Below are 13,609 nucleotides of genomic sequence, written 5' to 3'. Positions count from 1 at the left end.
CGTCATGCGCCCGTCCGCAGGTGGATCGCCGTGATCAGCCGCCGCGCCTCGGGCAGGATCGTTTGCTTCAAGCTGCTGTCCTCGAAGGTCGCAAACGCCTGCATCAGCGCGCGGGCCTGATCCAGCTTGTCTTCGGCGAGGCAGAGTTCGGCCAGATGATAGGTGACGGCGGGGCAGTCTGCTGCAAGATCGAGGGCAGCGGCGAAGGCGAGCCGTGCCCCGGCGAGGCTGTTGGAGAGGCGCAGGCAGATGCCGAGGCCAAGCCAGTGATCCTTGACCTTGGGGGCCAGAACGACGAGGGCCTGAAACAGGCCGAGCGCATCGGTGAGTTGCCCGGCATTGAACCGGGCATGGGCCTGCGCATAGAGCAGGGCGACCGTCCCGTCCGGGAGGTTCAGGGCGGTGGTGAGGTCCTGACCGTCGAGAAGCGCCGAGAAGAGGGCGACCAGATCACCCTGACCGCCGCGCGACAATTCTGCGAGGACATCCTCCATCTCGGCGCGGGCCGTGTCGGACAGGCCATCCAGCATCCGCTGTGCCAGCAGCGCGGCGGTCATTGTGCGGCAGGCTCGGCGTCGCGGATCAGGGCCCTGAGCTTTCGCGTGGCGTCGATGATCGCGGCTGCCCCCGATTTCAGCGCCAGACGCTCTGCCTCTGCCAGGTCTTCGAGCGCGAGCGCGGGTTCCTTGAGGCCGATGCAGGCCCGGGCCGAGAGGAAATAGCCATCCGGTGCAGAAGGGTTCGCCGCGACGACGACAGAGGCGCTTTGCAGCGCGATGGCGTAGTCGTTCACGCCAAGTGCCGCCTCGGCCAGACCGGCGTGGAAGTCGGGGTTGACCGGGTCGAGCAGCAGAAGATGCGCAAAGGCGTTGAGCGCCTTGTCGAAATCGCCTGACCGCAGGGATGCAGTGGCGGCGACGGCGGCACCGTAGAGATCGCCATCCTTGAGGCCCATGCGCTGCATCAGCGGCTGTTCCACGACTTCGGCCAGAATCTGCCTTTGCAGCGCGATGAAATGTTCGCCTTTCATGGGGCTTCTCCTGGGATCGTGGTCATGGCTGGAAGATGAGGAACCCGGACCGGTCGTCCGGCCCGGACGGGTTTGCCGGGGAGCCGGGGACGAGGGACGGTCCAGCCTCGTCGGTGCCGAAGGGCGTATCGTCCCGCAGCAGATAGTCGAGTGCGACGGTGCGGAGCTGGATCACGTCCTGAAGCGCGGCGATGATTTCGGCGGGGCGGTTGTTGCCGATCTGCGCGACAGCCTTGAAGCGCAGGGCGGGGGCGGAGGCCATGCCGGAATGCAGGGCGCGCAGACCCGCCTCATCCGGCGGATCGTCACAGACAATCGCGGCGCGATTGACGAGGGCGAGCCCGAGCGATGATCGCAGCAGGCGACGGAGCCGGTCAGCCCCGGCATGGGGGTCGCGCGTCAGGGTGCCGATTTCCAGGGTGAGCAGGACCTCTGTTCCCGACGCTGCCCGAGACACGGTGCAGCGGGCGTCATCAACCTCGAACAGCTCGGCCGCCTCGGGATTTGCGGGAGGCGGGCCGAGGCTGAGGGCGTTGAAGAGAACCGCGAGGACCTGACGCAGGTCAGCCGACACGGCTTTGGCCTAGAGCCGGGAGGCGGAGGCCATCATTTCGACCTCGGCATCGTTGAGTTTCTGGATGAAATCCAGGGCGGACTTCAGCAGATCATCGACGGCATCCATGTAGGACTTGATCTGGTCGGCATCGGCCTTGGTGTCTTCGGCATTGGCGGCAAGGATCTGGCCCTGCGCGTCATCCATTTTTGCAAAGCCGCGCAGCGTGCCTTCCATGGCTTCGCTGACCCCGCGCAGAAGGGTGGACAAGGCCTGCGTCACGAGGTTCGTCTGATCGGAATTGCGGAACCCGATGTTCGAGGCGAGGTCGAGCTTGGCCGCCGACTTTTCGATGGAGGCGATCTTCATCTCCATCTTCTTGGCCATTTCGGGGCTCATGTTGTTCATGTGCTTCTGGAAGTCATCCTTCATCGCCGAGACCTTTTCGGAGATGGAGGCGGACTTGGATCCCGCCTGCGCCCCTTCCTTGATTTCGCCCCCCATCTTCAGGGTGCCGGCGAAGGAAACGGCGAATGTGACGACGGCCATGGCGACGGCCACGGCGGCAGCGGCCATTTCCTTGACCGCGGCCTGCATCATTTCGGCGGCCTGACCTTCCAACTGGCTTTTCGCGATGTCGCGCGATGACAGGCGCTGATCCAGCGCGTTCTGGCGCTGCAAGTCGTTCATTTCGATCAGCAGCGCGGCGAGTTGGTCAGGGTCCCGCAGGCTCTTGATCAGCTTGTTCAGGAGTTCATAGGCCTTTTCCATCCCCTGGGTCTGTGCATCCGAGACGCGGTTCTTGGTTTCCGTCGTATTGCCGCTGCGCGTGCCGCTGGTCTGGGTGAGGGTCCCGGTCTGGGTCTGCCCTGTCTGGGTCTGCCCGGTCTGCGGCGGAACGCCGGTGGTGCCGCTGGTCCCCGTCGTGCCGGAGATGCCGCTGCCGGTGGTGGAAACCTGGCCTGTGTTCTTGGTGCCGTCGGTGGTGACCGGGGTGGTCGTCGGCACCTGGGTCTGGATCGTGATGCTCATCTGATCAACCTTTCACTGAAACTGCCTTAGCCGGCAAACCGGGTGTTGGAGAGCGTGTCTCCGGTGTCTTTCATCATGTCCGAGAGTTGATCGAGCATGCCCTGCATGTTGCCGTTGATCTGCATGAGCAGGGTCAGGGCCATGTCGATGATATCGTCAAGCTGCTGCATCATGGCCTGAATCTCGGTGCTTTCGGCGCGCAGCTTCGTCGCCTCGTTCTTATCGATGGTGGCTGCCAGGCCCATGCCCGAGGAGCCGATCTGTGTGCCTGCATCCAGCGTGCTGGTGACGGTCTGAAGCGCAAGCCCGAGCGGCTTTGCCGCCTGCGTGACCTTCGTCAGCACTTCGCCCAAGATGCTTGCAAGCGTGCGGCCAAGGGTCTCGGCCATTTTCGACAGCTTTGCCGACATGTCGGCTACCGTCGCAGGGACCGCCTTGGCCGCAACCGGGATCATCGCGATGGCGGCAATCAGCATGGCGGCGGCAAAGGCCCCGTCGGCGGCCATCACCGCCTTGTCGTCACCCCCGGCAGCCTTGACGATGGAGCCCAGGATGCCCGCGCCTTCATTCTCTTTTGACGTGACCGAGTTCACGAAGCTGACCATCATCATGATGCCCGAGGCCAGCAGCATCCCGCCCAGTCCGCCGCCCACGCCGGTGGCCATCAGCGCGGCGCCCAATGCGGTGAGAAGGGCGGCGCCGATCGCCTGAAACACAAGCGACAGGATGTCGAAGATGTTGCCGGAATTGCGTTTCGCTTCCGCCTCGTCGAGCTTTTTCTTGGACTCGTCGATCTTGGCTTCGTTCTCCTTGATCGAGACGCGCTTGGATTCCATCTCGTTGTTGGCGCGGCCTTCCTGGACGGTGGTGATCGCGTCCTTCAGCTTGGACGTGGCCTTGGCCAGCATCGCCTCGAAGTCGTCCACCGTCGTATTGGGCAGGAAGGACCGAAGCTGCTGGATCAGGTTGGTATAGACCGGACTGGCCTGATCGGGGACAGGTCCGACGGAGCCGATGACGCCGGTGCCGGTGGTGGTCTGGGTCTGGCTGGTCTGGCTGGATTGCGTCACGCCGCCTGTCGAGGTGCCGGTCTGCCCGATGGTCCCCGGCCGGGTCGTGGGTTGGGAAACGGGGGTGTTCATGCCGTGGCGTCCTTGTTCAAGAGCGCAAGCTTTGCGCGGGCTTCTTCCAGTGCGATGCCGTCCCCATGGCCGTTCCGACATTCGGCCTCGGCCAGTTCGAACGCCTCGCGGGCAAGGGCGGTGGCGCCGCGGTGCAGATAGCATTCCCCGAGGCGGAGATAGCCGTCGGGATTGGTGGCATCGAGCGCGAGGAAATTCACGAATTCCCGTTCGGCATCCTTGATGCGGCCCATCCCCTGCCAGGCCACGCCAAGGCAATAGTGGTTGGGCGCATGGAGAGGGTCGATCATCACCAGATAGCCGAAGGAGTCGACCGCCGCAGCGAAGTTGCCCGCCGCCAGCAGGCGAAAGGCCGCGGCATAGAGCGCCTCGAGTTCGTCGCGGGTCAGGCCCATCGCCTGTGCGACGGTCAGACCTTCCATCATGTCGCGGACGATCGGGTTTTCGTCCGCCTTGATGTCCTTGAGGAACTGATCGACAGCTTCGCCGATCAGCGCGGCGATCCGGTCTGTCGATATCCCCGGCGGAGTTTCCGGAAGGTCGGCCATCTTGAACCTTTGCAGATTGGGCATTCGCAGCATGAGCCGGTGGTGGAAACGATAGCAGATGCCCATCCCGGCAGAGTGCTGTAGAGCACAGCCTGGCAGGGCTAGAATCCGAGCGAGTCGTAGATGGCGCGCAGGTCGTTCAGGGCGCGGTCGAGGGTGGGGACGCTGAAATCCTGATCGGGAAGAGCGATCACGAGGACAGGTTGATCGGTCGATGTGAGCCCGGCCTGGACCATGCGCCCATCCGGCAGAGGCCCGGCCATGGCGGCAAGGCGGGCGAGAGCCACCACGCCGTCAAGCATCGTGCGCCGGGTGATGCTGACGAGCACATGCCGACCTTCGCTGTCCGGCATGACGGTGAGGCGGCCGGTTTCGGAAAAGTCGAAGCCGAAACTGCCATCCTCGCTTTCCCGCGCCGTCAGGCCGAGCGTTCCGGCGAATTGCGAGATGGTGGATTTCGCGGCATTGCCAAGACGTGACACGGGATCAGCCGCCGAAGGCCTTTTCTTCCGTCTCGACCACGCGATCCGAAAGATTGAGGAGCAGGCGCGACTGCTGTTCATGTGCCTGGAGCGAGGGCATCACGCTGTCGGGCAGAAGGGAGTGCTGGTTGCGCAGGAGGTTCACCAACATGACCGGCACCTCGGGCGGTTCGCCCTCGTAGCCGCGCAGCAGGGCGTTGGCATCGGTGAAGCCGGGAACCGACATGCCCGCGAAATGCAGGAGGCGGGAGGCAATCTCTTCGCCGCTGGGGCGGACGGTGCCGGAGCCGGGCGGGAAGGTGCGATCCAGCTTTGCCGCCATGTCTTCGGAGGATTTCAGGACGGTGCGGAGGTTCTTGAGTTTCGAGAGTTCCGAAACCAGCGCCCCCAGAAGGATCGGGTCGGAGGAGGGGCCCGCGCTGGCCAGATCATTGCCGGCGACCTTGAGGAAGCTTTCGATGACCTCGTCGAAGGAGTCCGACAGGCTGAACTTGCGGAGCGTGTCGAAGATGGGGCCAAGGCGCGGCGAAGGTTCACGCAGAAGCTCGCGGTAGCTGTCGCGGAAGCTGGAGGGATCGGAGCCGAAACGATCGCCGATCCGGTGCGCCTCGCGCCCGGAGACGAGACCGGCGCGGATGTCGCGCATGGTTTCGGGCCGGCTGAATTCGGCGCGAAGCTGATCCAGCGCGGCCAGGACCGAGGGCGCGGCGCCCTGCGACATGGCCTCGCTGCGGAGGCGTTCGAGGGCATAGGCCTGATGCGTGATGTCGCCGTCATATTCGGCCAGCATCTTGCGGATATCGTCGGCCGTGATCTGGCCGTCGCCGCCGCTGCCGCCGGAGGACAGATCCATGCGCTGCTGGAACTGCTGGAGCTTGTCAACGAGTTGCTTGTACTTCTCCTCGCTCGGCAGGCCGGGAAGCTGGTCGAGGTAATCGGCGATGCGGGACAGGGCGTTGACATCCGATCCGGCGCCGCGGCGGGCCTTGATCTTGTCGATGTCGGGCTTGCCGCGATGGGCCACGCTCATCCCCAGTTCCTCGAGCGCGTCGGTCAGGTCCGATTTCGTCGGGGTGACGCGGACGGCTTCGTTCGTCCGCTGATCCTTGCCCATGGCATTGGCCATGATCTCGCTGCCGACGATTGAGGTGGCGTTGTTGACGGAAAGCTGGGCGCGGATGACTTCGGAAGATGACGTGATACTCATGTGGGCCTCCTGCGATGACGGCAGGCTAGCAAGACTGCACGCGCCGGGGGTGCCGTATGACACCCGCAGAAGGCGCGGCGGTCCGGCCCCGCTTGCCAAGGGCGGGCGGGGTGGACCAGTCTCTGCGGCATGGAGTTTGCGGGTGTCGTCCTTCTTTACGAGGCGTTCAGGGATCAGGTTCTGGCCTATCTGATGGCCTTGCCGCGGGCCTATGCCTTTCTGATCGCAAGCCAGTTGCTGAACCCGCAGGTGATGCCGAGGATCGCGCGCAACGTGGTGATCATGGTGCTGACGGCGCCGCTGGTGCCGGGGCTACAGGCCGAGGCGCAGGTCTTCACGGCGGATGTGCCGTCCTTCATGGTCTATTTCGCCAAGGAAGTCGCGATTGGCGTTGTGCTGGGCTATCTGGTGTTCTGGATGTTCTGGGCCATCCAGGCCGCGGGAACCTATATCGACAACCAGCGCGGCACGGCCATCGCGTCGTCCATAGACCCTCTTCAGGGGCATGAGGCATCGCCGATGGGCCTTCTCTTTTCGCAGGCCTTCGTGACCTATTTCTTCGCCCTGGGCGGGTTTCTGGTGGTGCTTGGCCTGCTGTATGAAAGCTATGCGCAATGGCCTGTCGATCGGTTGCTGCCGATCGGGCGGGATGCGTCCTTTCCGGCCCTCATGCTTGAAATCCTTGATCGCGGGACGATGCTGGCGATCCTGCTGTCTGCGCCGGTCGTGGTGATCATGTTCCTTGCGGAATTCGCGCTTGCGATGATCAGCCGCTTTGCCCCGCAGATTCAGGTCTTCATCCTGGCCATGCCGATCAAGAGCGCCATCGCCATGCTTATCCTGCTGTTCTACCTGCCCATCATGATGGATCACGCGGTGGGCGAACAGGCGATGGTCGAGGTCTTTTTCGACCGCTTCTACGAAATCCTGCGGGTGGGGGCCGAACGGCCCTGAGGGCGTGGCGGCTGCGGCCATGCCGTGGCGTATCAGTTCATCCCGATGGCAAGGCGCAGCTTGCGGGTGATGTCGTTCATCTGCGTATCCGTCCGCACCACGCGCGGGGTGATCATCACCAGAAGCTCGCTGCGCGACTGGGTGTCTTCGGTCCGGTTGAACGCCTCGCCGAGGATCGGGATGCGGCGGATCACGGGGATGCCGTTCTCGGTCGTTTCTGTGCGTTCCTGCATCAGGCCGCCGAGCAGGACCGAACTGCCGGACTGCACGATGATCTGGCTGGTGATGCTGCGCTGCGCGATGACGGGATTGGACCCGGCGGCCGTCGAAACCTCGCGCGCGGAGGAGACTTCCTGCGTGATCTCAAGCAGGACGGAATTGTCCGGGCTCACGCGCGGGGTCACGCTGAGGATCACGCCGACATCGCGCAGATCGGTTTCCTGGGTGACCGTCACGGTGCCGTTGGAGTTCGAGGTCTGCGAGGCGATGGTGAAGGGGATCTGGTCGCCCACCGACAGGCGCGAGGTCGCGCCATCGACCACGGTCAGGTAAGGCGAGGAGATCACCTTCACATCCGTCACGCTTTGCAGCGCCTGAAGCACGAGGTCGATGCTGGTGTCGCCGCGCACGACGCTGAGGGTCGAGGCGAAGCCGCCGCCTTCGGGCATGGCGGCCCCGGAGGTGTCGGAGGAGCGCCCGGTAAAGCCGTTGCGGGTGAGGAAGGCCTGAACGCCGTATTGCAGTTCGTCGCTGATATCGACTTCGAGGATCGTCGCCTCGATGGCCACCTGCGACAGCGGGACATCCATGGATTTGACGACTTCCTGGATCTGCTGGAATTCGGCAAAGGTGGACCGGACGAGCAGCGCCCTGTTGCGGTCATCGGGGCTGAAGCTGATGCCCGCGCCCGCGCCGGGGCGTTCGGTGCGGGCCTCGGCTTCGGGTTGGGCGGCAGCGCCCTGTCCGGCATTCGCTCCGACGAAGCGCGAGGGCGGGATGGCGATGTTGCCTTCGCCCTCTTCGCCCGAGGGGGTGCTGACTGGATTGGCGCGGTCGATGGCGGCCGAGACGATGTTGGACAGGTCGCGGTCGGAGACCGGGCCGGAGGGCCCCGGACCGACGGATTCCGAATCCACGAGGCTGTTGAGCTGATCCGCCAGTTCGGACGGGTCGAGATAGCGCAACTGGATCACCCGGACCTTGGGCGTGTCGCGGTTTTCGACATCGAGTTGCCGGGCGATGGTCTGGACTTCCTGGATCAGGCTGGGCTGTGCGGCCATGACGAGAATGCCGGGAATGGTTTCGACCGGCACGAGGACCAGTTCATTCGCCCGCCTTTCGTAGATCGTGGTGAGCCGGTCCGCGACCACGTCGGGCGGAGAGCGGCGCAGGGGCAGGATGGCCAGATGACCAAGCTGGTTGTCGCCCATCACGACATTCACGAGGCCTTCGATCGCGGCGAACTGATCGGGATCGCCGTTGATCAGCACGCCGTTGCCGTCATCGACAAGCTGGATGTTCGTGCCGGCAGGCAGGATGGCGTTGATGATGTCGGCCAGATTGTCGGGGGCCTGGCGGCGGAGGCGCAGCACCGTCGTCTCTTCGGCCTCGGAGGAGGAGAGGCCGCGGATGCCGGTGAGCGTCTGCATCTCTTCCGGGCGGCCGATGTGATAGACCCCGTTGAAATACTGCATCAGATAGCCGTTGCGGGCGAGAATATCGGAAAGCGCATCGAGCACCTGTTTCTTGGTGAAACGCTCTTCCGAGCGGAAGGTGACGGTCCCTTCCAGCCCGGTGCCGATGTTGTAATTCACCCCGAGGATGCCCCCCAGCACGCGCTGCACGACCGAACCGAGCGGTTCGTCGGTGAATTCGAGCTGGACCGTGGCATTGTCCAGCGTTCCCTGCCACTGGCCGCCGAGGATGCGCTGGGGCGGGATGGGCTGGATGACGACCTCGCTTCCGCCGACTTCAGTGTAGAAGGCACCGCGATTGGCCTCCATGTCGCCGGGCTCGCGGTTGGAACTGCGGGTGTCGAGGAAGCCTGTCGGATCGCCGGAGGTATTGGCCCCGAAGCGGGGATTTGCATTGCCCGAGAAGCTGGTGGCGCGCAGGTTCTCGCGCGAGAAGAAGTTGATCTTCTGCGCTTCCGGCGCGGTGGTGATAAGTTCGGCCCCGGTGGCCGGATCGCGGACCACGACCAGGGCCTTGCGCTGCGCTTCGACCTGCATCCCGTCGGAGCAGGCGACCAGCGCGGCGAGGGCTGCGGAGGCCAGCAGACCGCGCGACAGGAGGCGCCGGAGGGACAAGCGCCCCCCTCCGGACTGCGCCGGGTGCATCCGTTCGCCACGAGTGTCTGCCATCTTCTTCCCCGCCCGATCCCAGCGATTGCCCCTTGCCTGACGTTTCAGCGCACTCTCGCAAGGACCCGCGTTTCGTTGACGAAGGTTCAACCATGAAACCCGCGCGCGGAGAGTGCCGTATGACACGTTTGCGCCGCGTCTGGCGCGCTAGGCTGACACCCAAGGTTGTGCAGGCCGTTTGCAAGCCCCCTCGCCGGAGCAGTTCCTGCCGGCAGCGGGGCCCTATCGGATGGCGCGATGGGACAAGCACCGGAAGAGGGTGATGGCGGAACTGACCGGCGATAACGTCTTCAAGGTCCTGAGCGGGAACCAGTTCGGGGCGGAGGTCTTTCTGTCCGACGGGACCTACAGCTTCGGCTCCGGGGGGGAGGCCGACATCCAGCTTGACGATGTCGCCTTGCAGCCGATCCATGGCTATGTCCGGTTGCGGGACGGCAAGGTCGAATTGCGGGCGGGGCAGGGCGATCTGGTCACGGCTTCGGGCATGACCGTCCCGCGCGGGGATGAAACCTGGCGCGAGATCGCGCAGATGGATGCGATTTCGGCCGGTTTGTCGAAGTTTGTCATCGCCGGGCCGAATGCCAACTGGTCGGCCTTCGGTCCGGCCAGTCCGGCGGCGCCGCCGCGCCGGGCTGCGGCATCGGCGGCCTTGCAGGACCTGATCGCAACCGTGCCGAAGCGCGCGATCTATGCTGCGGGTTCCGTTCTGGCGATCGTTGCCGTGGTGGGCGTCCTTGGCAGTTTCGGCAGTGATGCCGCGCAGCGATCGGCTGCGGATGTGACGGTGCAGGCCCTTGCGACCCTGCGCGAGGAGATCGCCGCGATGCCCTTTGCCGGTAAGGTGACGGTGGTTCAGCGGGCGGACGGGACCATCGCCATCGAAGGCTATGTCGAAGAGCAGGTGGAGCGGCGCGCCATCCAGAACAGCCTGGATGCAAGCGGCCTGCCCGCGACGCTGCGCGTCTATGTGCGCGAGAACCTGCGGGCCGATGTGCAGGGCACGATCGACAGCCTGCAGCTTCCGGTGCGCTTCGTGCTGGACGAGGCCGGAAACCTGACGCTGTCGGGGACCATCCTTGATCCGGCGACGGCGGAGCGGCTGGTCGAGAGCATCGAGACCGGCGTTTTCGGCCTTGCTTCGCTGCGCAGCGAAATCCGCACGGCCGACTCGATCCTGGCCGAATTGCGCAGCATTGCCGGGGATGCCGGTCTGGCCGATCTGGTGATCTTTCGCCTCGACGGGCTGGTTGTCGAGGCGACGGGGATCGTGCCGCGCGACAAGATGGACAATTGGGTTGGGCTGATCGGCGTCTATTCGCGGCGCTTCGCGCAGGAGATTCCGCTGCGCAGCTTCGTGACGCTGGACCAGCCTGCCGAGGTGGACACGGCGCCGGTGATCATCGGGACGGGGCCGGTTGCCGCCGCCGAGCCGGGCCGGGTGGTGGCCCCGGAAACCCTGACGGAACCCAACGAGCTGGATGCGCAGTCGCTTTTTGCCGGGCAGCCGCCTGCGGTGCCGCCGACCGAAGGCGCAGCGCCGCAACTGGACGGAGGGCCGGGCACCCTTGCGCTTGCGCTGGATCGTCTGCGCGAGAGAAGCCCTGCGCTTTACGATCAGGTCGTCGCGGATGTTGCGGCGGGCCGAGCCCCCGAAACGGGCCTCTTGCAGGAGGTGCTGGAGGTTATCGGCGGGCGGATTGAGCCTGCGCCTGCCGGTGGGGATGGCACGGCGCAGGTCGTGGTCGAGGGTCTGGGCCCCATCGGATCGCTGGACGGGCTGGCGGCCGACCTGCGGAACCTGCTGTCGCGTCCAGAGAGCGCGGCGCCGGTGGCGCCACTGGACGGGGCGGCGGTGACGGCTTTGCCCGTGCCGCAACCGGCGCTGCCGATGCAGTTCCGGATCGGATCGGTGGAGGAGGGGGGCGCGGCCCCGGTCGCGGTTCAAGCTGCCGCCGCGAGGCCGGGCGTGGCGGTTTCGGCGGCGGGGTTGTCCGGGGTGGCGGAGGGGAGCGGCCCGGTGCTGTTGCCGGAGGGGGAGGCCCTTGGCCCCGGCGAACAGGCGCGGTTCGCGGCCCTGTCGCTGGCCCTCGACCTGCTGGAGGAGCGCAATCCGGGTCTCTACGCGGAGGTTGTGACCGAGCTTGACGCCGGGCGCGGGCTGGAACGGCCTGTGGTGCAGGAAGTGGTGGAAGCGCTGGGCGGCAGTGTCCCGCCCGAGGCTGATCCGCAGGCCGGGATCGCGGTGCCGGGACTGGGCGATATCGGAACGCTCGCCGCGCTACCCGAGGGGATGGCCCTTGTGGTGCAGCAGCGGCGCGCCGCGGCGGAGGGGGCCGGGATGCCGCCCGCGGAAGCCGGGCTCGACGGGCTGTCCGGGGCGGCGGCGCCTGAAGCCGCCGGGACGATCTCGCCCATGGCAGATGTGGCGGGTGGGTCAGGTATCGCGGCTAATGATGTGGCCGGGCAGGGCATGCCGGGGCTTGCGGTTGTGCCTGCAAGCCCATCGGCGGTGCGGGCCGCAGGCCTGACTGCCGCGCTGGATCGGCTGGAACAGGCCAACCCCGATGTGCATGACCGGCTGGTTGCGACCATCACAGCCGGGCAGGTGCCCGATCCGGCGCTGATGCGCGAGGCGGTCGGCATTCTGGGCGGGACGGTGCTGCCGGGCGCGTCTGCGGCAACGGACGCATCGGCAAACGCTGCTGCGGAAAATCCCCGGATCGTCATCGCGGATCTGGGTCTTTCCGGCGCGCTGGAGGAGTTGACGGATGAGATCCGGCTGATCCTAGCCCAGCAGGCGGGGGCGGGCGAGGACGGCGGTGCCCCTGCGCCCGGTCCCGTTGTGCTCGGTCTCGGCTCTGCGCCGGTGCTGGCGGGCGGGGTGGCGGGGGCCGAGGGCACGGCCTCTCTGCCCGCGCCATCGGCGGGGGAACCGGCGATGACCCTGCCGCTCTTTGCCCTGCCGCAGGGCGAGATGGTCTCCGTGCAGCCCATGATAGATGCCGCGAACGAGGTGATGGCCCGCGAAGAGGGCGCGGCGGAGGGTGGCAATCCGGCGATTTCGCCCAATCTGCTGGCGCTGGTCGCGATGCAGAACGAGCAGCTTCAGTTCGGCAAGACCCTGATGCGCCTGCCGCAGCCGCTTTCGGCCCTGCCCTATCCGGTGGATCAGTCGGTCGCCTGCTGGGAGGGGGCCCGCCTGACGCCCGGAATGCTGCCGACCGCTCTGCTTCTGCTGGATGCGCTGAGCGTGTCGAACAACAGCGATGTCACGGGCCTGACCCCGGATGTGCGGGAGGTGGTGATGGAAACCGCCCTTTCGCCCGAACGGGTGCGGGCCTGTCTGCGGCAGACCGGCACCGCCTTTGGCGAGATGGTCGGCGGCAGTTCCACCTTCCTGACCGAGACGGAGCGCAATCCCGATTTCGTGGAGTTCCTGTTCCGCAACGTGCCGAGGGCCACGCTTCCGCTGGCCGGGGCGAATCTGGTGGCGGATCGCTATGTGGAACTTGGCGATGGGCGAAAGCTGGGCGAAGGGGCCGCGCCGGACATCACGAGCCGCATCACCTCGATCGGCGATCTGGGCATTCTTCTGCGCACGGCGGAGGGCACGCGTGTCCAGCTTTATGGAAATGCGTTGGGCTGGCGCGTGGCGGAATCCTGCCCCGCAGATGGCTGCGGGATGAACTGATGGGCAGGTCCGGGCATCTCAGCGGCGCGACGGTCGCCTTGGAATTGCTGCCGCGGGACATCGAGCCCGCCGAAGGCGATGGGCCGGTGGCCGTGATTGACGGCGATGATCCGGAACGGCAGGGGGAGCATGAGACGGCGCTGCACCTGATATCGGGCCTTGCCCTGCGGGCGGGACGCTCTGTCGTGCCGCTGGCGGGTATCGCCGCGCTGGCGGATGTGCCGCAGCCTCCTTTCCAGGCGATGGAGGATGCGGGTGTCGATGCCGGCTCGGGCAATCTGCCGGAGGCGCTGGGGCGGATGATCGCGACCATGGTCGCGCGCAAAGGGGCGGACCGACGCCTTCTGTATCGGATCGGTCTTGCACTGGCCACGTTGGGCCGGAGTGCCGAAGCCTATGCCATCCTGTGCCTGATGGATGGGCCGACCGTGCAGCATCCGGCAATCCTGGCGCTGAAGGGCTATCTGGCGTTGCAGAATGGCGAGGTGGATATCGGCCGCCGCTCTTTGGCCAAGGCGGCGCTGACGTCGCGGGGGATGGTGTCGAACCGCAGCATCCTGCATTTCACGCAGCATGTGCTGCTGGTCCATCAGTTCAACGGCTGACC

The 13,609-nt window shown here is 65.9% G+C and carries 12 protein-coding genes; 3 read left to right on the top strand and 9 right to left on the bottom strand.

The features are described from left to right. Positions 1–2 precede the first annotated feature (2 nt). From C0V75_RS18045 to C0V75_RS18010, 8 genes are all read right to left on the bottom strand, one after another. Entirely contained in the window at positions 3–557 is a 555-nt protein-coding gene (locus C0V75_RS18045) for a tetratricopeptide repeat protein (protein WP_101922356.1), read from the bottom strand. Beyond that, on the bottom strand, positions 554–1,030 hold the full coding sequence (locus tag C0V75_RS18040) for a tetratricopeptide repeat protein (RefSeq protein ID WP_101922355.1): 477 nt from the start codon (positions 1,028–1,030) through the stop codon (positions 554–556). The genes C0V75_RS18045 and C0V75_RS18040 overlap by 4 nt, the downstream gene beginning before the upstream one ends. Before the next feature lie 22 nt (positions 1,031–1,052). Then, positions 1,053–1,604 (bottom strand): hypothetical protein, encoded by a 552-nt coding sequence (locus C0V75_RS18035; protein WP_101922354.1) that lies wholly within the window; start codon positions 1,602–1,604, stop codon positions 1,053–1,055. A 9-nt stretch (positions 1,605–1,613) separates the two neighbouring features. Then, positions 1,614–2,615, bottom strand: coding sequence for a type III secretion system translocon subunit SctB (gene sctB, locus C0V75_RS18030; protein ID WP_101922353.1), 1,002 nt, complete (start codon positions 2,613–2,615; stop codon positions 1,614–1,616). Between the two features lie 26 nt (positions 2,616–2,641). Beyond that, a complete protein-coding gene (gene sctE / locus C0V75_RS18025) occupies positions 2,642–3,757 on the bottom strand; it encodes a type III secretion system translocon subunit SctE (RefSeq protein ID WP_101922352.1) in 1,116 nt (371 codons plus the stop codon). Further along, positions 3,754–4,305, bottom strand: a complete 552-nt coding sequence (locus C0V75_RS23060) for a tetratricopeptide repeat protein (protein WP_158241873.1) — start codon at positions 4,303–4,305, stop codon at positions 3,754–3,756. The genes sctE and C0V75_RS23060 overlap by 4 nt, the downstream gene beginning before the upstream one ends. A 101-nt stretch (positions 4,306–4,406) precedes the next feature. Next, positions 4,407–4,787, bottom strand: coding sequence for a hypothetical protein (locus C0V75_RS18015; protein WP_101922350.1), 381 nt, complete (start codon positions 4,785–4,787; stop codon positions 4,407–4,409). A gap of 4 nt (positions 4,788–4,791) precedes the next feature. Continuing rightward, the gene (locus tag C0V75_RS18010) at positions 4,792–5,994 is read right to left on the bottom strand and encodes an HrpJ domain-containing protein (protein WP_101922349.1); all 1,203 of its coding nucleotides are present in this window, start codon (positions 5,992–5,994) and stop codon (positions 4,792–4,794) included. A gap of 129 nt (positions 5,995–6,123) precedes the next feature. Here C0V75_RS18010 and sctT point away from each other — a divergent pair, with 129 nt between their 5' ends. Beyond that, positions 6,124–6,948, top strand: a complete 825-nt coding sequence (sctT, locus tag C0V75_RS18005) for a type III secretion system export apparatus subunit SctT (protein WP_101922348.1) — start codon at positions 6,124–6,126, stop codon at positions 6,946–6,948. A 32-nt stretch (positions 6,949–6,980) separates the two neighbouring features. Here the strand turns inward: sctT and C0V75_RS18000 are convergent, their stop codons facing one another. After that, a complete protein-coding gene (locus C0V75_RS18000; RefSeq protein ID WP_158241872.1) occupies positions 6,981–9,257 on the bottom strand; it encodes a secretin N-terminal domain-containing protein in 2,277 nt (758 codons plus the stop codon). A gap of 316 nt (positions 9,258–9,573) precedes the next feature. On the opposite strand from C0V75_RS18000, the gene C0V75_RS17995 reads away from it, so the two are divergent. Both C0V75_RS17995 and C0V75_RS17990 read left to right on the top strand, forming a co-directional pair. Next, a complete protein-coding gene (locus C0V75_RS17995) occupies positions 9,574–13,002 on the top strand; it encodes an EscD/YscD/HrpQ family type III secretion system periplasmic domain-containing protein (protein WP_158241871.1) in 3,429 nt (1,142 codons plus the stop codon). Then, entirely contained in the window at positions 13,002–13,607 is a 606-nt protein-coding gene (locus C0V75_RS17990; protein ID WP_101922345.1) for a hypothetical protein, read from the top strand. Before C0V75_RS17995 ends, C0V75_RS17990 begins: the two co-directional genes overlap by 1 nt. The last annotated feature ends 2 nt before the right edge of the window (positions 13,608–13,609 follow it).

It is taken from the genome of Tabrizicola sp. TH137, assembly GCF_002855575.1.
In the GTDB taxonomy this organism is placed as follows: Bacteria; Pseudomonadota; Alphaproteobacteria; order Rhodobacterales; family Rhodobacteraceae; genus Paragemmobacter.
Note: the sequence above shows the minus strand (reverse complement) of the source record. Positions and strands in the feature narration are given on the sequence as shown.